This window comes from Enterococcus casseliflavus (genome assembly GCF_029215545.1).
Taxonomy (GTDB): domain Bacteria; phylum Bacillota; class Bacilli; order Lactobacillales; family Enterococcaceae; genus Enterococcus_D; species Enterococcus_D casseliflavus.
The window spans coordinates 2293639-2318648 of sequence record NZ_CP119393.1; the positions used below are offsets into that span (position 1 = coordinate 2293639).

Below are 25010 nucleotides of genomic sequence, written 5' to 3' on the forward strand. Positions count from 1 at the left end.
TTACTCCAACAGTTCTTGTCCCGTTTCAAATCTTGATAGATAATACAGCTTGATAACGACACTTGCCGAAAACGCATCTGCTCCTGACGTATTGCTTCCTTGCCGATATTCGACTGATTCCACTTTTAAAAAGCGATTCAGGTTTTCCATCCGATCAATAAAACGCACGATTCCTTCATTCGTCTCACTCAAGAGGTCAAAGCCGATCCTTGTGACCCGAAATTGCGTCGCCAAAGGATTGTCACCAGTCTGATCTGCCATTTGTTCTGGTGTAGGGTAAAGCATCTCCTCATTAAAGGTCGATTGCAAAATCGTGATCGGCAATTCCGTTTCAAGAGCAGCGAGATCAGTAAAATAAGACTCGATCGCCATGCCATTGGGAATGATCGGCACCTCATTGACCGTCTCTGATGAAAGAAGGTCTGGTTCCCCTTGCAGGTAGACCAGCTGTTCTTGAATGTCGCGGATCTCAGCTTCGATCCCAGCTAATTCCTGAGCCAATTCGATCCCTTCGGCACGTTTGGGATTCAGCAAAAATAGCCAGAAAATGAATACGGAGGTAGCGAGAACTAGTGCAATCACCGCGGAGATGATGATGTGTTTTTTGGAGAAAAAGACTCTAGTCATCCGCTTCCACCTCGCTTTCTTCTTCGCTGTCTTCACTGATCACTTGTGGTGCATCGATTCGTGAGAGATAGACAGTGATGCGCCCATCTTGCGGGATGGAACTATGGGAAAAGGATTGATAGGTCACATGATGTACCCAATCGATTGCTTCAAAAGCTGATTTAAGTCGAATCAGACTTTCATAAACATCCCCTTGGACCGCCAAGTTCACCGAAGGAAACAATGGTGTGCCGTCTTGGGCTGTTTCGGACATTGTCCCCTCGCCATTTAGCAGCAAATTATACGAATTGATGGTCACATCGATCCCTGATGCCACTTCCTCAAAGGTTTCCATAATAGGCGCTGTGAAATATTTCTCTTGCTTTTGCAGGGCGATGAATTCTTGTAGGTCTTGAGATTTTGAAGCTAGCATCTCTTCTAACTGGCGCTGAAAGACGATACGCTCTGCTTGACTAGACATGATATTGCTTTGATTATTGGTCACCAAACGCTGATAATACCAAAAGCCTAACCCGCAAACCCCAACGATAACTAACGAAAGGAGAAGCGAAACCGAAAGAATGACTTCAAACGCCCGATTACGAATAAATTTATTAGGCAATAGATTGATGTTCATGGTTACACCTCTTTCGTCGCTAATCCCGCAGCCAAGACATAGCGGTCGGGAATTTTTTTCTTGCTGGTTTCACTTACTTTTGCAGAAATCGTTTTGACTGGCAAAGAAGATACGTCGTGAAAAATTTCTTGGACTTCTTTGCGCAGCATTGGATGACCGCCGACTAAGTAGATTTTTTTCAATTCACAATCAGGCGAGATTTCCTGATAATAGTAATCAATCACCGAATTCAGGGTTTCTGCCAACCCTTCCAGTGCTTGGATCTCCGCACTTTCCCTAAAGTTCACTTGCACAGATTGGGCTTTTTCAATATATTTCCAGTTGGCTTGATTATAATCTTCATACTGCAAGTAGGTCGGCACCAATTCTTCAAAAAAGGTGATATTGGCGATGCCGGCATCTAACTCGACCAGCACGAAATTTTCACTCCAGTTGATCTGTCGCTGAAACATGCGACTATACGCCAGAAAACTGCAATCGACGCCCATCAGCTGATGGCCGCCTTTTTTCAATGTGTCGCCGAGTTGAATCAAAATCGGCTCTGATGTGACCACGACTGGCACATTGCCATTGATGGTAAACCGATTCCGCTGGATGACCACAGCTTGCGGCTCTGCTTTTTCTTCCTTCTTGCTGGCTTTTCTCTTTTGTGCTTTTGGTGCTTTTTGCTTGTTGCCTTTGCCTAGGATCAGCAAATCAAAAATCGGGTTTTCAAAAGGCAAGGAGATGGACTCCCCCAATTCAAAATACAAGTACTCGCGAATCTCTTTTTCCGAGTTCATCTTGCCGATAGGGATCTGTTTGATCAGCAGACGAGAATTCAGCGCCGTGATCACCACACTCATCGTGCGTAATCCCAAACGTTTGGCAATCTCATTGAAGGCGGCTTCAAGACTATCAGGATTGCGCAGCTTATCATCTTTAAAAATCGTACCATTCACGACCAGCTCGCCGTATTTGAGACGGTCACCTTTTTTGGTACAGTAACGGATGCAGTTTTTTTGGATGTCGATCCCAACTAAGCGGGGAATTGTTTTTTTGCCAAACATACGAGGACCTGCTTTCTTCTTGTTGGTTTTTATGAAGGAACCAACGTTATTTCTATGTACAACGCTTGCTTAGCAAATCAAGCAAACGCCAAGGTCAGCAACCCGATTCAAAGGAACCAGCCGCTGCCAAGATAAACCATGCCAGTAGCAATAGCGATAAAGGGACCAAAAGCAATGTAGCGGCTTTTGACTTTGCCCCGTAGCATTTGGATCACGTAAAAGATCACTGCCAAGCAAGAAGCGACAAATAAAACGGTCAAGACTTGCACTGGGCCGATATACACGCCTAAGACGGCAAATAATTTGATATCGCCGCCACCCATGCCTTTTTTACTGAGCTCCGCTAAGAGATACAATGGCAAGAAACCAGCAAAAAAGCCAACGAGCCAATACCACCAAAATTCATTTTGCGGTTGGATCAACCGTAAACCGATCCCTCCGACGAAAAAAGGGGCTAACACTTTATTGGGAATCAGCTGATAAAAGATGTCGCTGGCAGAAATAATGGCTAATAAGGCTAATAAACACCAAGCGGCAATCACTTCAGCAGTGCCCCAAAACAGCAAGGTCGTACCCGTAAATAACATGCCGATCAACACTTCATAAAGAAAAGCAATCAGCGGGATCTTTTTTTGACACTTGCGGCACTTGCCTTTTAAAATAAGGTATGATAAAACTGGAATGAGGTCCCTTGCACCCAATGTCTGTTGGCAGTCATCACAGTGCGAGCGAGTCAGCAGGGATTCCTTTTTGGGAACCCGCCAACCAACCACTAGGAAAAAAGAACCTAGACACATTCCTATGATGAAAAGATAACCAATGATTAGGCCCATTGGGATCTGTTGCAAAATTTCGTTCATAAAAAACTCCTTTTTTCCTGGGGGGTTGAGTTGCCGTACACCTTAGGTCAGGTTAGTGACTTAAGGTGTTTTTAGTTTCCGCCGCCACCGCCAGCTGGCGGATCTGGGAATAATGTTTTACGACCTAGATCACTAACTTGTGTTTGTGTTAACGTCATTCCTACGGAGCGTTTTGTTCCGGCAGTCAAAGCACCGTCTTCTAATGTAATGAGCAGAGTTCCATCATCCTGAATTTCAAACTCAACTTCGTCTACATCAGCAAAACCTCCACCACTATAAAGATTAGCACCTATAACATCCTGCAGTGTGAATTCATTCGGATTCGGGTTAGCTCCAGAACCGCTGTTAGGTGTTACTTCCGTCGACTGATACAGTACCGCTGCAGAGTATGCTGTTTGAACATCTGAAATAGCCGCATCTTCACGCGCATTTTGGATGATATTTCCAATAGCAATTACCCCGATACCTGCAATGATTGCAATGATAACAACAACAGCAAGTAACTCAACCAGCGACAAACCTGTCTCATCTTTCATTAATTTGTTAAAACGATTTTCTGTTTTTTCTTCTACTAAAATTGCATCAAGCATATGTTATTTACTCCTCCTACTTTTCCTAAAAAATATATATCAAACAGAACGTCTAGGAATTCTGTTAATATCACAAATGATTACCCCTGTACGGCACCAAAAAGATCAAACATTGGTACCATGATCGCAGCGACGATCAATCCAACAATGACACAAATAACTAATATCACTGTCGGTTCAAGGACTGTTTTGATTCGTTTACTGGATTCGTCCACTTCTTTTTGAAAGATAATGCTTAGTCTTTTTAGCATATCTTCAAGGGATCCAGTACTTTCACCGATTTCTACCATCTGAGTGACTAATAAAGGAACGGTTAGGTTCCCACGAAAAACATCACTCATTTTGCCCCCTTCTTCTATTTGAAAGGCGCAATCGTCAATGACTCGCTTGATTGATTTATTGGACACAACATCCCGACTCATATTCAATGCCGTGACCATACCAACCGAACTACCAAGTAAAGTCGACAAAGTTGTCATAAACAGTGAATAATTATTTTTTATCGCTAATTCACCGAACAACGGTATTTTTAAAATGAAACGATGAACAGCAAAATCGATTTTTTCATTTCGACGAATGAGCCAAAAGCCGATCATAATGCCTACAATAAAGACTGCTAAAACCCATCCTTTAGTTTGAAGAAAGTCGCTGATTGCCATGGTAGCCACGGTAATAGCTGGCAAATCTGTATCAAAACTTTCAAATACTTCGACAAACATCGGGACGATCATGACTAGTAAAATGATACCTACGACAAACGTCATCAAGATCAAAATGATTGGGTAGACCATCGCTGTGATAAGACCACTTCGATTCTCAGCACTTTTTTCATAATAATCCGCCATATCCTTTAAGTTTTTTTCCAAAGACCCTGACATTTCCGATACGGCAATAACACTTGTCAACAAAACTGGAAAAGCATTAGGATGGGCTTTATAGGCTTCTGAAAGTGGTCGTCCGCCATCAATCTCATCCCGAACTTCACCAAGAATTTTCTTGAAATTCGGATTTTTTTGCTGTTCTTCCAGCATTCGTGAAGCATCAACAATCGTAATCCCCGAAGCGATCAATGTCGAAAACTGGCGTAAGTATGCAACTAATAATTTTAGAGATACTTTGTTGAATAATTGAATCTCTTTATTCGCCAAGGTTTCTGGCTGTTCGATCAAGCTGCTGACTTTGATGTGCTTTTGGCGCAGTTTTTGGCGGGCTTCGACGGAGGAATTGGCACGCAAGCTGCCAGAAAACGTTTCGCCTCGGACATTGGTGCCTTGATAGGCAAAGAGTGCCATCGGCTATTCGCCCCCTTCCTCCATTAAGTTATCTGCCACATCAGCATCGACCCGTTCCGCAGCAACCAGTTCTTCTAAAGAGGCGCTCATGGTATGCATGCCTTCGTTTTTCCCCATCTGCAGCATATTATGGATCTGGTGGGTTTTCCCTTGACGGATCAAACTGGCGATCCCTCGGGTATTGAGCATCATTTCGGTTGCTGCTACCCGTCCATTGCCATCGATCGTTGGCAGCAAGCGCTGGGACAAGATCCCTAGTAATGCGCCAGCAAGCTGTGTACGAATCTGAGTCTGCTGATCGGCAGGAAAGACATCGACGATCCGTTCAATGGTCGCTGGGGCACTTGACGTATGCAAGGTTCCTAATACCAAGTGTCCCGTTTCCGCTGCCGTCAAGGCAATCGAGATCGTTTCAAAATCCCGCAGCTCCCCTACTAAAATGACATCTGGATCTTGCCGCAGGGCAGCTCGTAAGCCATTGCCAAAGGACATGGTGTCGCTGCCGACTTCCCGCTGGGCAACGATGCTTTTCTTGTGGTTATGGATGTACTCGATCGGATCTTCCAACGTCAAAATATGCGTCTTTTTGGTGTCATTCAAATAGTCCAGCATCGCAGCCAGTGTCGTTGATTTCCCTGAACCGGTCGGCCCTGTAACTAAGAACAAGCCCTGGCTTTTATGGATCAGGGTCCGCAGGACGGTCGGCATACCGAGTTTGCTTAATTTCGGGATCTCGATGGGGATCTGCCGCAAGGCGATCGAAACGGTATCTTTTTGACGGAAAATATTGACCCGAAAGCGGCAGATGTCGCCTAATTCGTAGGCCAAATCGGTTTCGCCTTTTTCCTTGAATTCCTCCCATTGCCGTTGGTTGCAAAGGATTTCGGCAATGGCTTCGATGTCCTTGGTGTCGATGGTCGGCACCCCTTCAATCGGTAGCAAGTCGCCGTGGCGACGAAAAATCGGTGGGACGCCTTCGACTAAATGGATATCCGATGCTTTTTGTTCCACAGCGATCATCAGCCAATGATCGATCCGCTCTTTAGGTGACATGGCATCAAACTGCGCCGCTTCGTTGCGATTGACGCCTTGTGCACTGCTGGCAGTCGTCGTTTTTGTCGCTGCTTGCCGTTCTGCTTTTTGAATGATCTCCCGCGTCGAGACAGATCGGTCTTGATCGCTCTGGCGATTACGGGCACGTTTTTTTTCTCTCAGTTCACGATTTTCACGGATGCGGGTACGGGTCGGAGCTGTTTTTTCTCTCGTCGCCCTTTTGGTTGCTCGCTCTTGTGTTGCCACTCTCGTTTGATCCATTAAACCAGCCCCTTTCTATGTGCATTTCCTTTTAAAACAATGTATGTAGTTCTTCGGTGATCCCTAGATCACCGATAAATCAATCCGTGCCTCACTCTTCTGCGGCGACCACCTTCAAGACTTCTTCGATGGTGGAAAAGCCTTGTTGCACTTTGTCTAACCCATCATCCAACAAAAAGCGCATCTTTCGTTCCTGAACATAATCCATCAGCTGGTCGTTGGTCGCTTTGTTCGTGATCATACGGCGCAGCTTGGCATCGATCGTCAACAGCTCTTGGACGGCCATTCGCCCTTTGAATCCCGTATTGCCACACTTTGGACAGCCCACAGGTTGTGCCAGTTCCGTAACCGTGATGCCATAGGATTCAAATAACTGCTTGTCCTTGTCGCTGGCTGGTCCTACTGTCTTACAAGAAGAACAAAGGGTTCGGACGAGCCGTTGAGCTAAGATGCCTTCTAACGCATTGGCGACCAGAAACGGTTCTACCCCCATATCGACTAAGCGATTGATGGTACTGACGGAATCGTTGGTATGAAGGGTGGATAATACCAAGTGCCCAGTCATGGAAGCCCGAATCGCAATCTCCGCCGTTTCGCCATCTCGAATCTCTCCCACCATCACGACATTGGGGTCTTGCCGCAAGATCGACCGTAACCCAGCGGAAAAAGTCAAACCGACGTTGCTGTTGACTGCCACTTGGTTGATACCTTGCAGCTGAAACTCCACAGGGTCTTCGACGGTGATAATATTGATCTCAGGCGTGTTCAACTCTTGCAACGCCGCATACAAGGAAGATGATTTCCCTGATCCTGTCGGTCCAGTGACCAGAATGATCCCGTGGGGTTTATGCAAAATCGCTTTAAAGGTTGCCAATACCTTCGGTTCAAAGCGAAACTCATCTAGGCGCCGAATGCCACTGGAGCGATCCAACACCCGAATCACGACTTTCTCCCCATGAATGACAGGCAAAACCGAGACCCGCAAATCAACCACGTTGCCCCCGTTACGAATCATTGCCCGACCATCTTGTGGCACACGTGTTTCGGTGATATCCAAGGAGGAAATTATTTTCAGTCGTGAAGTAACCCCAGTCTGAATACTCTTAGGCAAGTTTTCATGGGTGCGAAGCTCCCCATCAACCCGTAAACGGACAACTAATCCTTTTTCTTGGGGATCGAAATGGATATCACTGGCGCCCCGATCCACTGCATCTTGCAGCAGGGTATTGACCAATTTGACGATCGGCGAATCATCTAATTTTGAGTCGCCTTCTGGGTCGATGGTTTCAACGAGAGAGTCGCTCAAGCCATCCAAACTGATCTCAGAAGGGTAATCGCGAACGATCAGTTGTTGGATATCGGCATTGTGGGCTTTTTGCGGACGAATCAATAACCCAGTGATCAAACGCATTTCATTGATCGCCGCATAATCTCCAGGGTTTGCCATCGCAACGGTCAAACGATTGCCTTTTTTCTCTAACGGAAAGACGCTGTGCTGTTTGGCAAACGAGCGGGGGATCAGGGACAAAACCTCTGAGCTGATCTCTAAGTCAAACAGGTTGCCTGTTTGTGTTTTCTCAGCGGTGGTTGAACTTGGACTACTCTCTGACTTTTTGAGAGGCCTTCTAGGTTTTCTACGTGGCGTTCTTTCACTTGATTGCGGCAACTGGCGCCCTCCTTTCAATAATCGAGTTTGTTGATATAGTCAAACATTCGTGTAACGGTTAAATATGCTTCATCATCAGACCACATGTTTCGATCCAAAAAACTTCTGAGGATCGTTACCTCCCCCGGTTGCGCCTGACTTTCAAAGTCGCGGACGCGATAATTGACGCCTAATTGTTGCAGTTGATTTTCCAGTTCCACTTGGTCATCCATATAGTAAGGTACGAGAACGACCGTTCCTTCAAGACGACGGTTATGAGCCCCTGTTGCTAAAAAAGTCGGGTCAAATAATGCCAAATCTGGCAGGATTTCCATGACAAAGGTCGACTCTCTATCCACAGCTAAATGAAAGGGTTCAACGCCTGTATGACCCAAGATCAGCTGGGCACCATTTTTTAAGGTGATTTGATTCCAATACGCTGGATCTTCATAGTAAGAATCAAAAACCGCTGTGCTGCCTGCTTCTGCTAATGCCAGTCTTCGAGCAGTCTTCGGCGCATCGATAAATGAAAGTCCGTGAACCTCCATCATGGTATTGCTGCCATCCAATGTGATTCTTGACGGGTCATGAGGCACTGTGAATTGATTTTGATTCTGAAAATACGAGAAATCATCGATCGTTCCACCACTAGGCATCATCGTATTCGTCAGCATAAAATCACCATAAACAGTAATCCTTCGTTCCGTATCTTCGGTACTATGCACGATCGAGCCTTCCGTGACAGGTCCCGCATAAAAATTGCTGCTCGTCAGAACCATCGACGGCTTCATAAACGTCAAACTACCATCTGCTGCAGGGTTTTGTTTCGTGGCTTCTCGATGATAGAAATTAAAATAATTGCTATTTAATTCGCCTAATCCAGAGCCCGCATCTGGTGAATTTGCAGAAACATTCAGATGCCCTTCAGCAAAGAGAACCCCCTCTTGCTCAACTCTCGAAGCCGAACTATTGGTATTGTTGATCCATACGTTTCCAGCAAAAATATCCGTATAGGCTTGTGACAAGACCAAGCGGCTACCAGCTCGACTGCCCAAATCGATATACATTCCTAGACCCGCTTGCAAGAAGATGTCTTTGATCAAGTTCAACCCGTTGCTAGGCTGCCCGCCGTCATTCTGGATCGCAAGCAGACTTTTTGCCGAAAACTGCCCGCTTCCCTGTCCTTCCATCTGGATCCCATGATTAAAGAAAAAGGAACCATCGAAATGCAGCCAGTTAAGAATCGGCTTTGTTCGAAAATCTAAAAATCTGCCGTCTTGAAAATCTTGCAGGACATTGTTAGCAAACCCGAATTGCAAGAAGTCATCCGATTCAAAGGCGAGATAATCAAATGATGGGCGTACGCGCTGGAAATCGGCGACTTCGAATAATTTTCGAACCCAAGTATCGGCGGATACCGCTTGTCCTACTGTAGAGGGTAAGTAATAGGGATAAAAAATGTTTCGCCAAATATCCAGCTGTGTTTGTCTTTGTTCGAGGTCTTCTTCTTCAAGCTGCATTTCATAGATATATTCGGCAGAAGCTGTATGTACTCGCGGCTGTCCCTCAGCCAGTTGCGTCTGATCCGTGACTTGCGATTGAATTTGAATAATGATTTGAAGATTGGTTTTATCTGGCAGCATCGAGGCTGCTTGGATCCATCCTTGCTCCCCACCAGATTTCGTCATTACATAAGGGGCGATCTCATTATATTCATAGTCAACGATAGAGGAGGTAAAAGAAAATTTATTATCGATGGTCTCATTCACATCGACTTCGTCCAGCACAGATCTCAATTCGTTATCCAAATTGTCTTGCCAGTCATTATTATTAGAATAGAAGCCGCCATTCTGCATGGTTCGAGTGATGAAATCATCTATTCTCAGTTTTAGGTCTTGAGAAGCGAGTTGAAAGGAATATTCGTGTACATCTTCCACGCGACGGAAGCTATCTACCGTTCGAATTTGTGAATTGACATTTCGAGCAACTAGGAAAACCAAGCCAATCATCAAAGAGGAAAGAATGATCGCCGCGAGGGCATAAATCAGTGCAAAACCCGCTTCATTTTGTCTACCATCGTCCATTCCCCGGTACCCCCCCTCTTGCTTTCTCATTGTCCCGATAATTGATCGTAAATTCTCGTCTATAGATAATCTGCTCGTGGTAATCAGTGACCAGATCCTCCATCTGCCACCAGCCAGTCAAATCATCATAATAATCCACAAAATTGATCGTTTCCGTGTAAAATAAAACGAAAAATTTGGTCTGGATACTGAACGTATCGCGATAATTTGGCGTATAGTGATGAGTCAGCGTCGCTTCATTCTCATTTTTTTGTTGAATGATCTTTAACTTAATGGTAGGGTCTTTCGTATCATAGACTCTGGCACGGATATTGTTGGTATCTGTGATATCCGTCACAACCATTCGCGGACTGCCCTCTTCCGTAATTGCTGCCCCTAAGGTTCCTTCGGGCATTGATTTGACAATATGTTCCTCGTGGAAAAGAAGACTATCATATTTTCCTAAATACCCCGCATGTTCATAGATGCCGTCAATTTTGGCGATTTGGTCTGCTTGCGCCATGATTTCATTCGCGATCCCTTGAAAGGCAGCAATTCGACCTTGACGGACAGAGGCTTGGACGATCAGAAAGAGTGTCCCAGAAAAGAGAGCAATGATGATGCCGAATATCACGATCGCCCCTAACAATTCGACAAGCGTGACTCCTTGCTCATCCTGTAACCGATGCTTCATCTGCGCCCCTCCTTTGCAACTTCCGCAAGAACAGCCAGCCCTTTCAATAGTCAACTACCCAATGCAGATACGTTTCTGTCAAAAATGCGCCTGTTTGTTTATCGAAGACCTGAATAATAAGTCCGAGCCCGAGCTGACGGCGGTCGTAACTGTCTTCTCGCAGTCCATGTCTGGGGTCTTCGCGAATGGAGACCTTGACCAAATAGTTGGTGGTTTCTTCATTCTCCGACAAGTACGTTCCCATATAGAGGCGATTTTCTTCCGAATTTGCCAAGGGCTGCGGCAAATGAGCGCCAGAATGATCGTATACCACTTTGCGAATAAATTTTCCCCGATTGAGATCATCTACAGCAATCGGGATTTCTTCATACATCGGTTGCCCTTGCGCATTGTATTGAATTCCTGAATTATCGAGGACCAAATGGTGTCGGCGAATTTCTGAGGGGTCATCTGGATCGACCATCATCCAAGATGGTCGAGCAGTAAAGATCCCGATATTCAAATCCGCCAAATCTTGGGTCTGCGCTCGGTAGATTAGCCATTCCTTGACGTCATCTCGTGCTGCGATGGCCTCTTCCATTCGGGTATTGTAGCTAAGGATCAGGTTGTTTTGGATGATCAGCATGGCGATCATGACCATCGCGATCCCGAGAATGACGATCGCTCCAAGGATCTCAACAAGGCTGAACCCTGATTCATCAAGTACTCTATGTGCTTGTCTGCCGTTTTTCAGTTTCATCACCTGCTTTTTGCCTAGCCCCCGATCAAGGAGAATCCTTTTCTTCTAGCTGGTTGATACTTGTATCTGGGTCAAGAAAAGATAATTTGCTAAGGGTGAATCCCCAGTGAATCAGTTTATTGAAATCAGGGTAGTCAGCTAATGGAATACTTTTTTTGGCTTTGCGTGTGATGCGGATTCGTTCCCTGATATAATGATACCTTTCTTCTTCAACCAGTCGCTGAATCTCGGCGATCCCTTTTTCAACATCAGGATCTTCGACATTCGCTTGCATGTATTGTTGGTAGAAATAATCCAAATACTTCCCGTATTGAAGAAAATAACGGTATTCAATTTCTTCAATGACCATTTTCACGTGAATCTCTCCTTGACTTATTTTCTAGCAACTTATTGAAGTGAGTGCAAATGCCGATAGATGATCGCAGTGGCACTCTCTGGCCGATCATTGTCTAACTGAAAGACCTCCTTTAATGATTGTCGATCAGAAGCCTGAATGACTTCGACTTTCGGTAAAAGTTCGTAGGCAAGATGGCTATCGTCTGCGACACTTGTATCGATCATCACTTGTTCGATCAGTGAACGGGTGACGCCATAACCGTCTTCACTTTGATAGGATCGGTCCAAAGGGAAACTATAATAAAACCAGCCATCATCGGGATTATAGATCCAAGTATTTCGATCGATCTGACGGTAATCGCTCAAAGAGCCGAATTCGATCATGATGGCTTCTGAGTCGATCTGGGCGGAACTTTCAGAGACAAAGCTGCTTAGCGTTTTCACCGTTTGGGTCGGATACAACCCAGCAGCATCGGGAAACGCACTGATCATCTCTGGCAATTGAAAGGCACTGCCTAACCCAGATTCTGTCGTCGTGTAATCAAATGACGACTGGTCAATCATTCCTTGTTCTCCGAGATACGTGAATCCCGTAGGTTCTTCATTGGTGGAAAAGGGGCTGGCTAGCTGCGACTCCGCCCAGTTTCGAACAAAATAACGATACCCTTCAAGATAATAACTATAGGTCAAGTTGGCTGCTTCAAAGGTCCACTCAGCAACCGGATCAGCAGGATTGAGCAGCAGCAGTTCCCCACTCATTTTCTGCATGACCGGTTGTTGGTTTCGTCGAAAGGAATAGCTGAAGTGCGCTTCGACAAGGACCGGTTCTTGCCAGAGATCTGGCGGACCATCGATCAAGTCTGATGCCGGTTGCTCCTCCATTTCTTCATTGCCTTCGGTGTGATCGTAGAAGCTCTCAGGATTATCCTGTCCTTCAGCGTCTAATCCCCCCAATAACTCCTGCATCTCTTCGCTATCGAAGGCATCCAAGGCAGGCGTGGGTGCCAACTCTTCGATCGTCTCATCGCTGATCCAAACCATCACTTGACCATCAAGAGCATTTCCAATGAGTTCTGGGATCTGCTGGGTCACGTTCTGATACCCTCTTGCTAAAATTTCGTTTTCATCAAAGCGAGACAGTACTGGTAATAAGTCTGGCGCATCACTCGCATCAGCCGCCTGCTCAAAGGCTGCTTCCTCACTGTCTGGCGCGATATAGCGCAGCACTTCTTCAAAGCTTGCTCGAACAAAGACTGGCACTTCACTGGCGTTCATTACCCGAACGGATCGTTGGATCGTCGTCCCTGTAAGGGTCATTCGTTCCTGCCATTCTTCCAAAATCTCGATTTTTTCGAACACTTCATTTTCATCCGCTAAACGACGAATATGAATAGACTGATTATTCTGCCAAATCAAGATGCTAAGCAACAAAAGAAAGAAAAGCAGACCCGCGATACTATTTCTTAACACTATTTTTTTTTGCAACCTTGTTTCCTCTTTTCTCAAGTAATGACGGCTCTCAAGTAAAGAGATAAATGCCTAATAGAATGAATAAGGCGATCAATGATACACAGAAGATGATAGATAATATCAAGTTTTGATCAATAAAACGAAACACATCTGCTACATGGTTGATACTCATTGAGACTTCCCCAACGAAACGGTCTGCTTCGATGGCTTCTTCCCCAAATGCCTGTCCATCACCAATGACGGATAAATGATAGCCTTGCTCTTCGTCAGCCTCGATCGATAGCACTCGGCGGGCAATATAGCCTGTTCCTGAGCTATTTGTAAAGACTCCGATCCCGTTTGGCTGTACTTGAGTGAAGGCTTGTTCTCTTAAAATGATCAAATCTTGTGTGCGTAATGCGGAGCTGTCAAGATTCGCCATGCCATTATCTGATAAACGCACCACCCGATGATTGAAAACCGTCATCTCGTTTTGATCAGCTACATATAAGCCGATAAACGTAAATAGGACAGTCATGCTACAAACCAAGAAAATCAGATAAATGATTTTCAGTACAAGATCACCAGATTTCTTTTTAGCTGTTGGTTTCTTCGTCGCAGCTTTGCCTTTTTGCGGGGTTGGTCGTTTCTGGGAAACCTCCGCTGGTTTTTTGCCTTGCTTGTGGGTGCCTTTTGATTTGGCATTCGGATTACTTGATTTCTTAGTTTTCCCCTGCTCGTTGCGCTGGCTTGGACGTGCTTGCTGCGGTGAACGCTTTTTCTTTTTGCGTGGTGCTTCACTGGTTGTACTGGCAGCTGCTCTTTCTTTTTGCTTGCTAGGATGCTGCTTTTCGGTCGGTAATTTGGGGCGATTCGCTGTGCTAGCCGCTTTTTTTCGTTTCTTTTTCGCAGGCGCCTGTCCTGTCGGTTCTTTTTGGGTCGGCTTTTTTGGTCGTTTCTTGCCACTTGAAGGGCTGGCTTTTTTTCCTTCCGCCTGAAACTTTTCGATTCTGGGTTTTCTTGGTGCCTCCTCTGATTGTTCTCGTTTTTTTTCCCGATTGGCAGGCTGTGACGGGCGTTTTTTCCTTCTAGGTACTTGCGACTGATTACTCATCGGCATCTACCTCGCTGCCCGCTCGTTCCATCCCTCTTAATTGGTTTGCATAAGTATTGGCATTGGCATTTTCCTGCAAGCGATCCTTGACGGTACGAATGGACGCTGGCAAATTCCCTGAGCCTCGACGATTTGCCGAGCTTCTTTGCAAGTCTTCAAACAACGAACGGGTCGTCTCCGCTTCTTCCTTGCGGGCTGCTTCAATTGCTTGTGCACGTGTGCGTTCAATCTCTTCCAAGACCTCTTCGGTCGGCTCGTTGTCATAGATGGTTAGATCATAGGCTTCGATCAACGCATTCAGCTTTTGGTCATAATGGATGTCCGTAGCATAGCGCCCGGTCAACCACGCAGTTGCTTCCCGATAGGTTGGGGCATTTTCTTTCCAAACCGGGGCATAAAAGCGCGTATTGCCTGTGATGCCTCCTCTTAGTAAGCGAGCGTAATCTTCGATGGATTCACGGTAACTTGGGTATTTACGGAAATTGGAAGAAATCGTATACCACGCACCACTTCCATCATCTTCTTGCGTATTGAAGGTCACTTTTTGCCCACGAAAGCTGCCCTTGATGCCGAAAAGATTATGGTTTGGCGGACTGGATAAGGCGCTGTTTCCTGAGCCGGTCTCCAAGATAGCTTGTGCGATCATCACTGAGGCATAAAGATCATTGTTATAGGCAACATCTTGCGCGTCAGAACCAATCTCATTGATGAATTGCTGTGTCGTTAGATTACGAGAAACCGAAAACTGAAAGTTGCTTTCCCGCTCTTCTTCATCAATCGGCGATTCGGGTTCTTCAGTGATTGGATCGGGATCTTTTTCTTTGTCCTGATTGGTTTGATTCCCATTTGATTGGTTGTTTCCGCTATTGTTGTTGCTGTTGGTATCGTTGGTTTCTTCCTCATTCGTTTCTGGTCCAGCAGGCTGATTCGGCTGTTGATCGCCTTCTGAAGGCTCTGGCGTCGACGGAACGTCTTCGGCCTCTTGATCTTCTGTTTCATCGGTGCCGCTCTCTGTTTCTTCCTCGTCTGTCTGCCCATCATCTGCCGGTCGTTCAACATCATTTACGACTTGGACTTCCGTTCCTTTTTCGGCCTGCTCCGATTCTTCTGGGAGGCTTTCATTTGTTTGTTCTGGAGGAGTATCAAGTGGCTCCGTTATCCTGTCAGCTCCTTCGTAAGAGACCGGTCGGAGGGCATCCGTTATCGATTGTCCACGACTTTCTCGTTGTGCATCGATGGTTTCCATATAAGTAGATGGTTCTACACCTAAGATCGATCGAACCATGGCTTCAGAAATCGTTTGATTATTGATGATTCCGATAAATGCTCCGATCGCTAACAGACTTTTTACGTTTCTTCTGGGCTTTTTCATCTTCTTGATCCTCCTCCTTGGGGCTGTTCTTGCTGGTGCCTTTTTTTGGTCGTTCATGGTCTTTGCTTTCATTTTTCTCGAGCTGCACAAGTAGCAATTGATAATGAAAGGCATTGTTCCGCAAATACATCGTAAAACCTAGCAAAAGAGCGAGTAAAAACAAGTGACTGATAGTGACATATTCTCGAAAGGCAGAGAGATAAAAATAGGCGGTCAGCTGCAAAAATACCGCTAATGGGATCAAAGAAGCAATAAAGTAGATGCGGTATAAGAATAAGAATCGTTGTTTTTGCTTTTGGGTTCTCATAGGCTGCTCCTAACGTCTGTATTGCCTTCGATCAATGCTTTTTTTTCTAACAGATAACTTTCGCTTTGGAGAAGATCAAAGTACGCGGCTTTTCGTAAAAGATTGTCATAGTCCATCTTCATAATGCGTGCGTAAGGTTTTCTAAACCATGGTCGCTCATACAATTTGACCCGTGATTCAATCACGCTGCATTCATAAAAAACCAAGCTGATATCTTTAGCAGAAAGGTTGTTGTCGACCACTTGCTGCACTTGCCCTCTCTCATAGGTCAACTCTTTTTCGTTCAAGGTCATCTTTTCGATCTTTTGTACGAGATTGTCATTGATGCGCCAAACCTGTTCCAGGTATTTGGCTTTTTGAAAAAGATAGGTATATTCTCGTAAGCTGATCTTCAATTGCGTATGCCAGTTCTCGTCTTCTTCATCGGTCAAGCTGTTTAAATAGTGGATACTATTTTTGATCAAAGAGGCTTCTAAGTTTTCGATGTAGATCTCAAGCTTTTGATTGGCCAAGCGCAAACGCTCTTTGCTTGCTCGTTCTCGTTTCGCTTCTTCCTCCAACGCTAATTCATTGGCGTTGACTTTGGGTAATTGCTTGGCTTTTTTTGACTGTTTTTTTTTGCTGCTTTTTTTGCGAACTTTCTTTTTGAACTTTGGTGGCTCATCCGCACTGACCTTTTGGAACTCGACTGTGTCTTCCAGCTCTTTTTTCACTGCATCGGTTTTGCCTTGCCGTTTTTCTTCATGGACTTGCGCTTTCGGGCGACTCACAAACGTGACATTTTGTTCATCGATCACGCTTTGAACGATTTTTGCCAGTTGCTCTTTAAAGTCGTTCGCATCACTTACACCAGCCGAGGCTTGCTGCTGCAAGCTGGCAGCCAACTGAATCGTAAAGGGAAACTCTTCTTCTGTGTAAGCGATTGGTACAAACTCCAAAAACAGATTGCTTTTTTCATCGGACACATGATTGATGCCGATTTGCGTCCACACAAACTGTGGGAATTGCTGTTCCAAAGGAATGCGTAATTTTGAGTAATCGATTTTTTCCCGTAAGATCTCCATCTCGATATGATGGGTGAAGGCTTCGATGGAATAAAATTGCTCAAAGTAATGCGTCACTTGTTTGCGGATCGAGGATTTGAGCGGCCACTTTTTTTGATAGAGGTTGTCGCAGGCAGTGATTACTGATGGAAGTGCCTCTTGTTTATAAAATAATTCCTCAAGATTTGGACTCAAGGTTGGATAGATGGCAATTTTTAAAATATCATTCGTCACATTCGTCCCAATAACCAACATTCTCATAAGAAATCAACTCGTAGTTGTTGCCCGTGATTTCTTAAACAGCACATATGGTCCTAGTGGGTTTCCCTCCTTTGTCGTGTCGCTCTCAGAAATTATTCAGCAGACCTTTTCGTCTATTCCGACTTATAACCTTCGTTTTAGTCTGGCAGATTCAATACTTTGCTATGCTGGATCAACTGCTCAAACAGCCCTTTCGACTCATGATGAAATGCCGTAAGTCGTTCTTGGTATTGCTTGATCTCTTGACGGATCTTCATCACTTCCATCGATGCTTCTGAAATGATCTTGTGGGCTTCATTTTCCGCCATTTGACGTCTTCTGTCAGCTTCCAGTTCTGCTTCAGCAGCGGTTTCCCGTGCTTTTTCTTTTGCTTCGATCAAAATCGTCGCCAGCTCGTCCTTCATTTGTTCGACCTTAGCCAGTTCACGTTCCAAGTCACGCTGTAAAACATTCTTATCTGCCAGTTGTTCGACTCTTGAACGTTCAAGATCCCGATATTTCGCTTCCGCTTCTTGCAAGCGCAAGTTCAACTGTTGATTTTCATTTTCAAGCGAAGTGATCCGCCGCATGCTTTCGACTTCTTTTAATTTGTAGTTTTCGATAATCGCTGCTTTTTCTTCTAAATGAATCGCTTTTTCTTCAAACGCTTGAACTTGCTTGCTTTTCGCTTCTAATTCTTTTAGCAGTTCATCTTCTCTTTGACGCAATTGTTCGAGTTCTTCTTCTACTTCGATCAATTCGTCTTCTTGACTTGTCAACTGCTCAATTTCCTGCTCATAATTGGTTTTGAGGGCTTCTTGTTGACGTTCTGCTTCTTTTAACTGCTGCTGTAACTCGTTGTAACGCATTTGCAGTTGCTTGTTTTCATAAATGATACTTTCTTGTTGCGTCGCTTGTGAAGCCATCCGATTGATGGATTCTTGTTTGTTTTCCAATTGCTTGGTCAAATGTTCGACGGTTTTGGTCAGTTGTGAAACGGTATTTTCTAATGCCAGTAGCTCTTCTTGGGCATCATCTTCATACTCATCTTCCTCATATTCCTCTTCCTCGTACTCATCATCCTCGTACTCGTCGTCATCATATTCTTCATCGTCGTACTCATCGTCATCATATTCTTCATCATCGTACTCGTCTTCGTCGTACTCTTCTTCATCATATTCCTCGTCGTAGACATGAACGCCTTCGTAAGTTTCTTCATCTTTCTTTTTGCGAAATAATGCCATGTTACCCCTCCTGATTCCTCACTCATCGATGATTTGATTCGTTGAACAATTTAGTGTGTCTACAAATGGGTCTGCTTGAACGTCTACTTTCGTGAAAGTTTGCACTTTGGCTGTTCTATCCGCGGTCGTTCTTTCAAACGAGCTGACGTTTCTGCTGTGACCTTTTGAGCAGTGATGTCCGTTTCCTTCTTGCCGTCATTCGCTCAAAAAAGAAAGCAAAAACCACCACATCCCATCATTTCCACGATCTCCAATTATTTTGGAAGATAGAAATCAAGTAAGTGAATCGGCCTGTTTCTCAATAAAATAGCCATTAAACGAAAAGACGGCTTCCGTTCGCAGAACATCTGTTGTCTATTTGATAGTATCAAAGCAAAAACAGATTGAAAAATCAGATATTTCTTCACTTGATGAAATATTTGTCAGAGCAAGCCGATTATCCACATGATATTGTTAAAAAATGAGCAAAATATCCTCGTATTAAGGAAACGAATGGTCTTCTTTAAACGATCTTTATCTTGAATCAACAATCACGCCTTCTTAACCGCTGATCAATCCCCACAAAAAAAAATCAGCGTCCTTATAAGCCAAGGTCGCTGATCGATTCTTTACCTATTATATAGTTTTCTTGCTCAGTCATCTTTCATCCATTGGAAGCGATCCCTTTTTTCTCAGTTTGAAAGCAAGTTCCAGTCCGCTGCTCCGCAACTGTAAGTTTTTTTCTCCCTAATGGGCTGCTTTTCTCTTGCCTTCAAAAAAAGAAAGAACCGTTTCTTGAAAATCCGTTTTCTTTAAACGAACAACTTTTTATGCATGTATAATGTCGCCATCCGATAATCATAATGGATCATCGAAAAGGCTAATAGCTCCCCATTTCTCAGATAGCTGTCGTCTCGTACGATCAGTGCGGGCATGCCTTCTTCTAGATGAAAGAACGCAGCTTGTTCCTGTGTTAGCGGTTTGCTTTGGATGAACTTGTCGATGAAGGCGACTGACAGTTGTTTTTCTTCTGCCAAAGCTTGGAACATTGACCCCTCCATCATCGTTTCGGAGATCTCCCCTACGATTTCAGGTATATAATAGGAGCGTTCAATCAAATAGGGTTTGTCATCTAGCGTGCGAAACCGTTGGACTTCGATAAAGTGTTGATCTTTCGCAAATTGTTTTTGACTTGGAAGAAACAGCGCCTCTGATACTTTGACCAGCCGCTTTGAGGCTTTGACCGTTCGAATGTTTTTCTCGCCCCGTGTCAAGTCTTCATTGAAGCCAAGATCTCCTTGTTCAATGGTCGGTTTTTGGTTGTTTTGAAAGCGAATATACGAGCCGCGGCCTTGCATCTGGTAGATCCAGCCCATCTTGCTCAATTTATTGAGGGCTTGACGTAACGTATAACGAGAAACTGGATAAATCGCCAAAAGCTCTCGTTCACTAGGCATCTTCCCCTGCTCATTTCCAATGTCACCCGCTTCGATCTTTCTGATCAATTCTGCTGCTAAGTCTTCAATACTGAGTTTCGTCATTTGCCTACTCCTTTCCTTCGGATTCTCTACTACTATTATCATCTTTGGCGTAAAAAAAGCCAGCTATTTTTCATAGCCGGCTTATCAAAAAAACGGATTGATTATGCCTTCGTTGCGTTTGCTTGTTCGTCCTTGTATAGTTTGCCATCATACATTTTGATGAATGGGAACCAAATCAAGAAAGCAACGACTGCACAGATGATTGCTAAGACAAAGGCACGCCAGTCACCACCTGAACCAATAAAGCCGGATAAACCAATTGGGGTCGGCCACGCTACTTGGGCAATCGGTGGGTTAACAAAGCCTAAGTTGATGCCAAAATAAGCAACGGACATTGAAACCATCGGTGCTAAGAAGAATGGGATCGCTGTGTATGGGTTGTATACCACTGGCATCCCGAACAAAATCGGTTCATTGATATTGAAGAAGGATGGCACGATCGCTGCTTTTCCTAAAGCACTTAACTGCGCTGATTTTGCAAAGAAGGCGATGAAAATCACCATTCCTAACGTCGCTCCTGAACCACCGATCGTTACGAAACTATTGTTAAACTCACCCGCAAAGGCAATGTTGGCACCATTTTGGTTTTCCACCATATTCGACAATACGATTGGCGTCAAGAATGAGGTCACGATCGTTGCCCCATGAATACCCACGATCCAGAGCGCATGCATGAAGAAGTAGATAACAAGTAGTCCGATCCAAGTACTGGTCAATTGCGTCACGAAACTAAACGGAATCGCAATGACTTTGAAAATATCTGTGCCCATTGCGACTAATGCACCATTGATGACGATTACAGTGAGTGCGATTAGGGCTGTAGGAATCAAAGCAGTAAATGAGGAAGAAACACCTGTAGGTACTGTATCAGGCATTTTGATGACAATATTGCGTTTCACACAGAATGCGTAGATTTTTACGGCAATGATCGCCATGATGATCGCTGTAAAGATCCCAGTTGTTCCTAAACGAGTAACGCCTCCACCGATTTCCCAACCATTAATAATTTTCTGATCGTCAGAAATCACTTCAACTAGCGTGGCTACTCCGCCTTCAAAGACTAGTTGCGGTAAGCACATAAAGAACGCCATCATAGAAAGTAATGCTCCATTGACTGGGCTTAAAACAAGTTTTTCTTCTTGTGCTTGAATCTTGGTATACTCATATCCAAAAACAATACAAAAATATAGTGCTAAAATTCCCATTGTTGCAGTATTACCCAGCATATAGAGATTAACTACTTTATCAAATGATGTACTCCAAATGCCCTCTAATACAGGAAAACTTTGTGGTAAAACGCTGATGATCAAGAACATTGATCCTACGATAGTGAAAGGAATCGACGCCATCCCGGCTGCCATGACCCCACGAACGATCCGTAATTGTGAGATTTTCCCCATTGGACCCATTAAGTAGCGGTCCAAGAAGGTAAACATTTTGTTATTTTCTGAATCCATTGACTGTTCCTCCTTGAGTTTCAAATGTAGTCAAATACGTGAAATATTTGTCGCGGTCATGCTCGATCAACCACGCTTTACGCTGAATGAACAAACACGCCATCATGCCGACAGTAAACAAGGCAAGTAAGATCCCTCTACCCGATTGATTCATAAAAGGAATCAACGTTGCTTGCTGCCCGATCAAAATACCAAAAATTGCAATGAGATTGACGCCGAATTGGAGCCAATAACCGATCTTTGTCACCAGTAAACGATTCGATTGCTGCCAATATTTTTGAGTTTGTTCAATAAGTATAAGTCCATCAACGATCAATAAGGCAATGGGAATCAAACCAGCCCATGTCCATTGAGACAGACTCAATAGGGTCCAATAAAGATTGACAAAGAAAAAGATCGCAGTCATATAACGAAAAAGTAAAAAACGATTAAACCGCATACTTTTGTTTGCATATTCTTTCTTGGTTGCTTGGGTTACCGGTTTCCTTTTGGTCACAAGTCCTCCTCCTTTCGTTTTGCTTTCGCTCAACAACTTGTTCGAACAAGTTATATTCTAGCAGAATTCTTGTTGAATGCAACCGATTTCTTTTTGAAAGTGTTCTCTGAAAATAATCTGCTTTTTCATTCGTTATTTCTGAAAAGTTAAGCGAATCTCAAGGAACCTTGCAGGATAACGAGGGAATGTTCCTGACTCTTGGCTTTTGTTCGAGTAGAAAAAAGTTATTTTTAGCATTCGTTTTTGCAAACAGTGTTTGTTCCTGAAGGCTTTATCCCCCAAACAAGGCAACAGGTTTGTAAACTTGCTAACTTTACAGTACACTCTAAGTAACAAAATATTTGATTTCGAACACGCGTTATTTTTAGTGATCGACATTCCCTGTACTCGTTCCTTAAAACGAAAGGAGATCCTCCCAATGGATGTATTAGAAACTTACTTAACCAGCATTGAAGATCCAGTAAAGCAAGAAAAACTGCGTGCCTTATTTGCCGCTATTACCAAGAAATTTCCTGACCTCGTTCCAGTCATCAAGTGGAATCAGCCGATGTTCACCGCCCATGAGACCTTTATTATCGGTTTCAGCGTTTCAAAACCGCATTTTTCTGTCTCCCCTGAAACCAAGTGTCTTGAACAGTTTGCCGATGCCATCGAAAAAGCTGGTTACAGCCATACGGATAACATTTTTCGCATCAAGTGGACTGAGCCGATCGATCGAGGATTGATTGAGGACATGATCGCTTTCAACCTGAAAGACAAAGCGGAGATGACCCGCTTTTGGCGCTGAGCCAATCGAGACTTCGTAAAAGAAGAGCAACCCAAAAAACCGCAGAAGCCTGTTCGCTTCTGCGGTTTTTCTGACTGTTATAAGCCTAATTCTGGTGCTGGGTCAAAGAATCCTGACCATAAGCTTGTTGACATCCCTAAATGTAGATGGACGCCAGTTGAATTCCCAGTCGTTCCCATACCGCCAACATATTGTCTAGCTGAGACGCTTTGTCCGACCGAGACAGCTGGCAGCGTACTAAAGTGCATGTAGTAGCTGTAAACGCCATTGGCATGTTTGATGATCACATAGTTACCAGTTGACGGACCATAGCCCGCTTCAACGACTTCGCCTGCTTGGATCGCATAGATCGGCGTTCCTGTCCCCCCAGTAAAGTCGATGCCATTATGTTGATTTCCTGATGCACCTGTTGGATCTGTTCGATACCCAAAACGACTCGAAATATGAACCGAATCGACTGGCATTTGCCATCCACCTCTGCTTGCTTGTTCCTTTGGCTCAGCTGCTTGCTGCACAGGTGCAGGCGTAGCTGCAGTTTTTTCTGACGACACCGATGTTTCTGGCGCCACTGCGGCTTCCGTCTTCGGCTGGGCTGCTGCCACTGCTGCTTGTTGAACGGCAGGACTTTCGGCGGTTTCAGCTGACTTGGCTTCTGCTGCTTGCTGACGTTTTGCTGCTTCTTCTGCTTCTTTGCGCGCTTTTGCTTCTTGTGCTTCTTGCTCAGCCAGTTGCTTCAACGCTGCTTCTTTTTGCCGTTGTGCTTCTGCTTTGTCTGCTTCCAATTGGTCTTTTTTCTCTTCTTCGGTGTTCAACGCCAAGGCAAGGTCGGCTAGTGCAACTTCTTGATTCAACTTGACATCAGCTAATTCCGCTTGTTTTCCTTGCAATGCGTTTGACTGCTCTTCGATTGCAACCAATTGTTCCTGCAACTCTTTTTCCAATTTCTGGCTTGTTGCAATATCTTCTTGCTGTTGTTCGACAATGCTATTGCTGGCATTCATGATCGTTACTGAAGCTATCGCCCGTTGAATAGCTTCTCCGATGGACTCCGCATCAACGATTTTTTGGAACAAACGATTGGAAGGTTCCGACGTTTGAATGTCACGCGCTTGATTCGCCAGTACTTCTGTGCGCTTGATGATTTTCTCTTCAAGGACTTGGATTTCTTGTGCCAAGGCATTGACTTCTTCTTCCGTCGTCGTTTTCTTTTGTAGGATTGCTTGGATTTCTCCTTCAATCGATTGAATCTCTGCCTCTGTAGATCGTTTCAGTGATTCTAATGAGGTGGATTCATTTTTTATGTCATTGATTTTTTCATTTTGCTGCTGGATCTTCTGATCAAAGCTGTCTGCGGATACCGTCACGATAGGCAGCGTCAGCAAAACAAGTGAACTTGCAACCAAAAGTGTCTTTTTCATTTTTTCTCCTTAACTAGATGTGTCATATCGCTTTCTCTAGCATACCGAAAGATTTCACTCTTGGGGCTGTTTTCACACAAATAACATCTGGCTGCAAGAAATTGACATCTAGCTGAAACAAAGTTGTTAGAATATTTCAACGAAAAAGATTGCTTTTCTTCGCCATTTAACCTTCGTTACTTATCAATCGGTTCATCTCCTGTCCGATTGCCTATGAAAATGCCGCGATTTGGAGTAATCAGCAGTGAACCTATGCTATACTGAATAAAAACGGAGGTTCTCATGATACAACAAGTGACCCAATTTACTGATTCTGAATTAGAAACCATCGCCCAGATTTGGCTGCAAAGTAATTTGGATGCCCATGACTTTATTTCGGCTGCCCATTGGCAAGATAACTATGATTTTGTGAAAAAAGCCTTTTCTGATGCCCTTATTTACACCTATTCGGTGGATGATCAGCCCGTCGGCTTCATCGGGATGTTGGGTGATTATATCGCTGGTATTTTCGTTTTGAAAGACTATCGTGCCCACGGCATTGGCAAGCAGCTATTACAAAAAGTACAAGCAGAACACGAGAAGTTGACTCTGAATGTCTACCAAAAAAATACAGCTGCTATTGCGTTTTATCTCAAACATGGCTTTACCATCGTTTCTGAACAACTGGACTCTGATACCAATGAAATCGAAAACACCATGGAGTGGCATCGTTGATGCTGCTTTTTTTCACCTTCTTTT

24 protein-coding genes are annotated in these 25010 nt (G+C 44.4%); 2 read left to right on the plus strand and 22 right to left on the minus strand.

Annotated elements, in window-relative coordinates; translation table 11 throughout:
• From P0G38_RS11160 to P0G38_RS11260, 21 genes are all read right to left on the minus strand, one after another.
• Positions 1 to 627: a hypothetical protein gene (locus P0G38_RS11160; protein WP_275851010.1), complete on the minus strand. Its 627-nt coding sequence runs from the start codon at positions 625 to 627 to the stop codon at positions 1 to 3.
• Positions 620 to 1243 carry a hypothetical protein gene (locus P0G38_RS11165; protein ID WP_275851013.1) on the minus strand — a complete coding sequence of 208 codons (624 nt, stop codon included), beginning with the start codon at positions 1241 to 1243 and terminating at the stop codon, positions 620 to 622. Before P0G38_RS11165 ends, P0G38_RS11160 begins: the two co-directional genes overlap by 8 nt.
• A 2-nt stretch (positions 1244 to 1245) precedes the next feature.
• Complete coding sequence (gene pilM, locus P0G38_RS11170) at positions 1246 to 2292, minus strand: type IV pilus biogenesis protein PilM (RefSeq protein WP_275851016.1); 1047 nt, start codon at positions 2290 to 2292, stop codon at positions 1246 to 1248.
• 107 nt (positions 2293 to 2399) lie between these two features.
• Entirely contained in the window at positions 2400 to 3152 is a 753-nt protein-coding gene (locus tag P0G38_RS11175; RefSeq protein ID WP_275851019.1) for a prepilin peptidase, read from the minus strand.
• Positions 3153 to 3223: 71 nt separating this feature from the next.
• Positions 3224 to 3742, minus strand: coding sequence for a prepilin-type N-terminal cleavage/methylation domain-containing protein (locus P0G38_RS11180; protein WP_074536889.1), 519 nt, complete (start codon positions 3740 to 3742; stop codon positions 3224 to 3226).
• A gap of 80 nt (positions 3743 to 3822) precedes the next feature.
• A complete protein-coding gene (locus P0G38_RS11185) occupies positions 3823 to 5034 on the minus strand; it encodes a type II secretion system F family protein (protein ID WP_074536890.1) in 1212 nt (403 codons plus the stop codon).
• Positions 5035 to 5037: 3 nt separating this feature from the next.
• Positions 5038 to 6348 carry a type IV pilus twitching motility protein PilT gene (locus P0G38_RS11190; protein WP_275851026.1) on the minus strand — a complete coding sequence of 437 codons (1311 nt, stop codon included), beginning with the start codon at positions 6346 to 6348 and terminating at the stop codon, positions 5038 to 5040.
• Positions 6349 to 6439: 91 nt separating this feature from the next.
• Positions 6440 to 8014, minus strand: a complete 1575-nt coding sequence (locus P0G38_RS11195) for a GspE/PulE family protein (protein WP_008378687.1) — start codon at positions 8012 to 8014, stop codon at positions 6440 to 6442.
• A gap of 14 nt (positions 8015 to 8028) precedes the next feature.
• Entirely contained in the window at positions 8029 to 10077 is a 2049-nt protein-coding gene (locus P0G38_RS11200; RefSeq protein ID WP_275851031.1) for a type II secretion system protein, read from the minus strand.
• Entirely contained in the window at positions 10064 to 10750 is a 687-nt protein-coding gene (locus P0G38_RS11205) for a type II secretion system protein (protein ID WP_275851034.1), read from the minus strand. Before P0G38_RS11205 ends, P0G38_RS11200 begins: the two co-directional genes overlap by 14 nt.
• A 43-nt stretch (positions 10751 to 10793) precedes the next feature.
• The gene (locus P0G38_RS11210; protein WP_151196023.1) at positions 10794 to 11489 is read right to left on the minus strand and encodes a type IV pilus modification PilV family protein; all 696 of its coding nucleotides are present in this window, start codon (positions 11487 to 11489) and stop codon (positions 10794 to 10796) included.
• A 25-nt stretch (positions 11490 to 11514) separates the two neighbouring features.
• A complete protein-coding gene (locus P0G38_RS11215) occupies positions 11515 to 11838 on the minus strand; it encodes a hypothetical protein (protein ID WP_016610400.1) in 324 nt (107 codons plus the stop codon).
• A 38-nt stretch (positions 11839 to 11876) separates the two neighbouring features.
• Positions 11877 to 13331, minus strand: a complete 1455-nt coding sequence (locus tag P0G38_RS11220; RefSeq protein WP_338070803.1) for a hypothetical protein — start codon at positions 13329 to 13331, stop codon at positions 11877 to 11879.
• A gap of 13 nt (positions 13332 to 13344) precedes the next feature.
• Positions 13345 to 14388, minus strand: a complete 1044-nt coding sequence (locus tag P0G38_RS11225; RefSeq protein ID WP_275851042.1) for a hypothetical protein — start codon at positions 14386 to 14388, stop codon at positions 13345 to 13347.
• Positions 14381 to 15760, minus strand: a complete 1380-nt coding sequence (locus P0G38_RS11230; protein ID WP_275851044.1) for a glucosaminidase domain-containing protein — start codon at positions 15758 to 15760, stop codon at positions 14381 to 14383. The genes P0G38_RS11225 and P0G38_RS11230 overlap by 8 nt, the downstream gene beginning before the upstream one ends.
• Positions 15693 to 16067 carry a hypothetical protein gene (locus tag P0G38_RS11235; protein WP_005235091.1) on the minus strand — a complete coding sequence of 125 codons (375 nt, stop codon included), beginning with the start codon at positions 16065 to 16067 and terminating at the stop codon, positions 15693 to 15695. Before P0G38_RS11235 ends, P0G38_RS11230 begins: the two co-directional genes overlap by 68 nt.
• Positions 16064 to 17371, minus strand: coding sequence for a hypothetical protein (locus P0G38_RS11240; RefSeq protein ID WP_275851049.1), 1308 nt, complete (start codon positions 17369 to 17371; stop codon positions 16064 to 16066). Before P0G38_RS11240 ends, P0G38_RS11235 begins: the two co-directional genes overlap by 4 nt.
• 137 nt (positions 17372 to 17508) lie before the next feature.
• The gene (locus tag P0G38_RS11245) at positions 17509 to 18594 is read right to left on the minus strand and encodes a DivIVA domain-containing protein (protein WP_275851053.1); all 1086 of its coding nucleotides are present in this window, start codon (positions 18592 to 18594) and stop codon (positions 17509 to 17511) included.
• A gap of 791 nt (positions 18595 to 19385) precedes the next feature.
• Positions 19386 to 20114, minus strand: a complete 729-nt coding sequence (locus P0G38_RS11250) for a GntR family transcriptional regulator (protein WP_074536894.1) — start codon at positions 20112 to 20114, stop codon at positions 19386 to 19388.
• Positions 20115 to 20215: 101 nt separating this feature from the next.
• Entirely contained in the window at positions 20216 to 21571 is a 1356-nt protein-coding gene (gene celB / locus P0G38_RS11255) for a PTS cellobiose transporter subunit IIC (RefSeq protein ID WP_275851057.1), read from the minus strand.
• Complete coding sequence (locus P0G38_RS11260; RefSeq protein WP_275851060.1) at positions 21555 to 22067, minus strand: hypothetical protein; 513 nt, start codon at positions 22065 to 22067, stop codon at positions 21555 to 21557. Before P0G38_RS11260 ends, celB begins: the two co-directional genes overlap by 17 nt.
• A gap of 418 nt (positions 22068 to 22485) precedes the next feature.
• On the opposite strand from P0G38_RS11260, the gene P0G38_RS11265 reads away from it, so the two are divergent.
• On the plus strand, positions 22486 to 22854 hold the full coding sequence (locus tag P0G38_RS11265) for an iron chaperone (protein WP_275851062.1): 369 nt from the start codon (positions 22486 to 22488) through the stop codon (positions 22852 to 22854).
• Positions 22855 to 22931: 77 nt separating this feature from the next.
• Here P0G38_RS11265 and P0G38_RS11270 read toward each other — a convergent pair whose 3' ends face one another.
• Positions 22932 to 24272, minus strand: a complete 1341-nt coding sequence (locus tag P0G38_RS11270) for a peptidoglycan DD-metalloendopeptidase family protein (protein ID WP_275851065.1) — start codon at positions 24270 to 24272, stop codon at positions 22932 to 22934.
• A gap of 282 nt (positions 24273 to 24554) precedes the next feature.
• On the opposite strand from P0G38_RS11270, the gene P0G38_RS11275 reads away from it, so the two are divergent.
• Positions 24555 to 24986 carry a GNAT family N-acetyltransferase gene (locus P0G38_RS11275; protein WP_275851068.1) on the plus strand — a complete coding sequence of 144 codons (432 nt, stop codon included), beginning with the start codon at positions 24555 to 24557 and terminating at the stop codon, positions 24984 to 24986.
• Positions 24987 to 25010: the final 24 nt, after the last annotated feature.

What these genes read in the sequence shown, in the direction of transcription:
- P0G38_RS11160 (WP_275851010.1), bottom strand. Translation starts at nt 627, where the DNA reads ATGACTAGAGTCTTTTTCTCCAAAAAACACATCATCATCTCCGCGGTG.
- P0G38_RS11165 (WP_275851013.1), bottom strand. Translation starts at nt 1,243, where the DNA reads ATGAACATCAATCTATTGCCTAATAAATTTATTCGTAATCGGGCGTTT.
- pilM (WP_275851016.1), bottom strand. Translation starts at nt 2,292, where the DNA reads ATGTTTGGCAAAAAAACAATTCCCCGCTTAGTTGGGATCGACATCCAA.
- P0G38_RS11175 (WP_275851019.1), bottom strand. Translation starts at nt 3,152, where the DNA reads ATGAACGAAATTTTGCAACAGATCCCAATGGGCCTAATCATTGGTTAT.
- P0G38_RS11180 (WP_074536889.1), bottom strand. Translation starts at nt 3,742, where the DNA reads ATGCTTGATGCAATTTTAGTAGAAGAAAAAACAGAAAATCGTTTTAAC.
- P0G38_RS11185 (WP_074536890.1), bottom strand. Translation starts at nt 5,034, where the DNA reads ATGGCACTCTTTGCCTATCAAGGCACCAATGTCCGAGGCGAAACGTTT.
- P0G38_RS11190 (WP_275851026.1), bottom strand. Translation starts at nt 6,348, where the DNA reads ATGGATCAAACGAGAGTGGCAACACAAGAGCGAGCAACCAAAAGGGCG.
- P0G38_RS11200 (WP_275851031.1), bottom strand. Translation starts at nt 10,077, where the DNA reads ATGGACGATGGTAGACAAAATGAAGCGGGTTTTGCACTGATTTATGCC.
- P0G38_RS11205 (WP_275851034.1), bottom strand. Translation starts at nt 10,750, where the DNA reads ATGAAGCATCGGTTACAGGATGAGCAAGGAGTCACGCTTGTCGAATTG.
- P0G38_RS11210 (WP_151196023.1), bottom strand. Translation starts at nt 11,489, where the DNA reads ATGAAACTGAAAAACGGCAGACAAGCACATAGAGTACTTGATGAATCA.
- P0G38_RS11215 (WP_016610400.1), bottom strand. Translation starts at nt 11,838, where the DNA reads ATGGTCATTGAAGAAATTGAATACCGTTATTTTCTTCAATACGGGAAG.
- P0G38_RS11225 (WP_275851042.1), bottom strand. Translation starts at nt 14,388, where the DNA reads ATGAGTAATCAGTCGCAAGTACCTAGAAGGAAAAAACGCCCGTCACAG.
- P0G38_RS11230 (WP_275851044.1), bottom strand. Translation starts at nt 15,760, where the DNA reads ATGAAAAAGCCCAGAAGAAACGTAAAAAGTCTGTTAGCGATCGGAGCA.
- P0G38_RS11235 (WP_005235091.1), bottom strand. Translation starts at nt 16,067, where the DNA reads ATGAGAACCCAAAAGCAAAAACAACGATTCTTATTCTTATACCGCATC.
- P0G38_RS11240 (WP_275851049.1), bottom strand. Translation starts at nt 17,371, where the DNA reads ATGAGAATGTTGGTTATTGGGACGAATGTGACGAATGATATTTTAAAA.
- P0G38_RS11245 (WP_275851053.1), bottom strand. Translation starts at nt 18,594, where the DNA reads ATGGCATTATTTCGCAAAAAGAAAGATGAAGAAACTTACGAAGGCGTT.
- P0G38_RS11250 (WP_074536894.1), bottom strand. Translation starts at nt 20,114, where the DNA reads ATGACGAAACTCAGTATTGAAGACTTAGCAGCAGAATTGATCAGAAAG.
- celB (WP_275851057.1), bottom strand. Translation starts at nt 21,571, where the DNA reads ATGGATTCAGAAAATAACAAAATGTTTACCTTCTTGGACCGCTACTTA.
- P0G38_RS11265 (WP_275851062.1), top strand. Translation starts at nt 22,486, where the DNA reads ATGGATGTATTAGAAACTTACTTAACCAGCATTGAAGATCCAGTAAAG.
- P0G38_RS11270 (WP_275851065.1), bottom strand. Translation starts at nt 24,272, where the DNA reads ATGAAAAAGACACTTTTGGTTGCAAGTTCACTTGTTTTGCTGACGCTG.
- P0G38_RS11275 (WP_275851068.1), top strand. Translation starts at nt 24,555, where the DNA reads ATGATACAACAAGTGACCCAATTTACTGATTCTGAATTAGAAACCATC.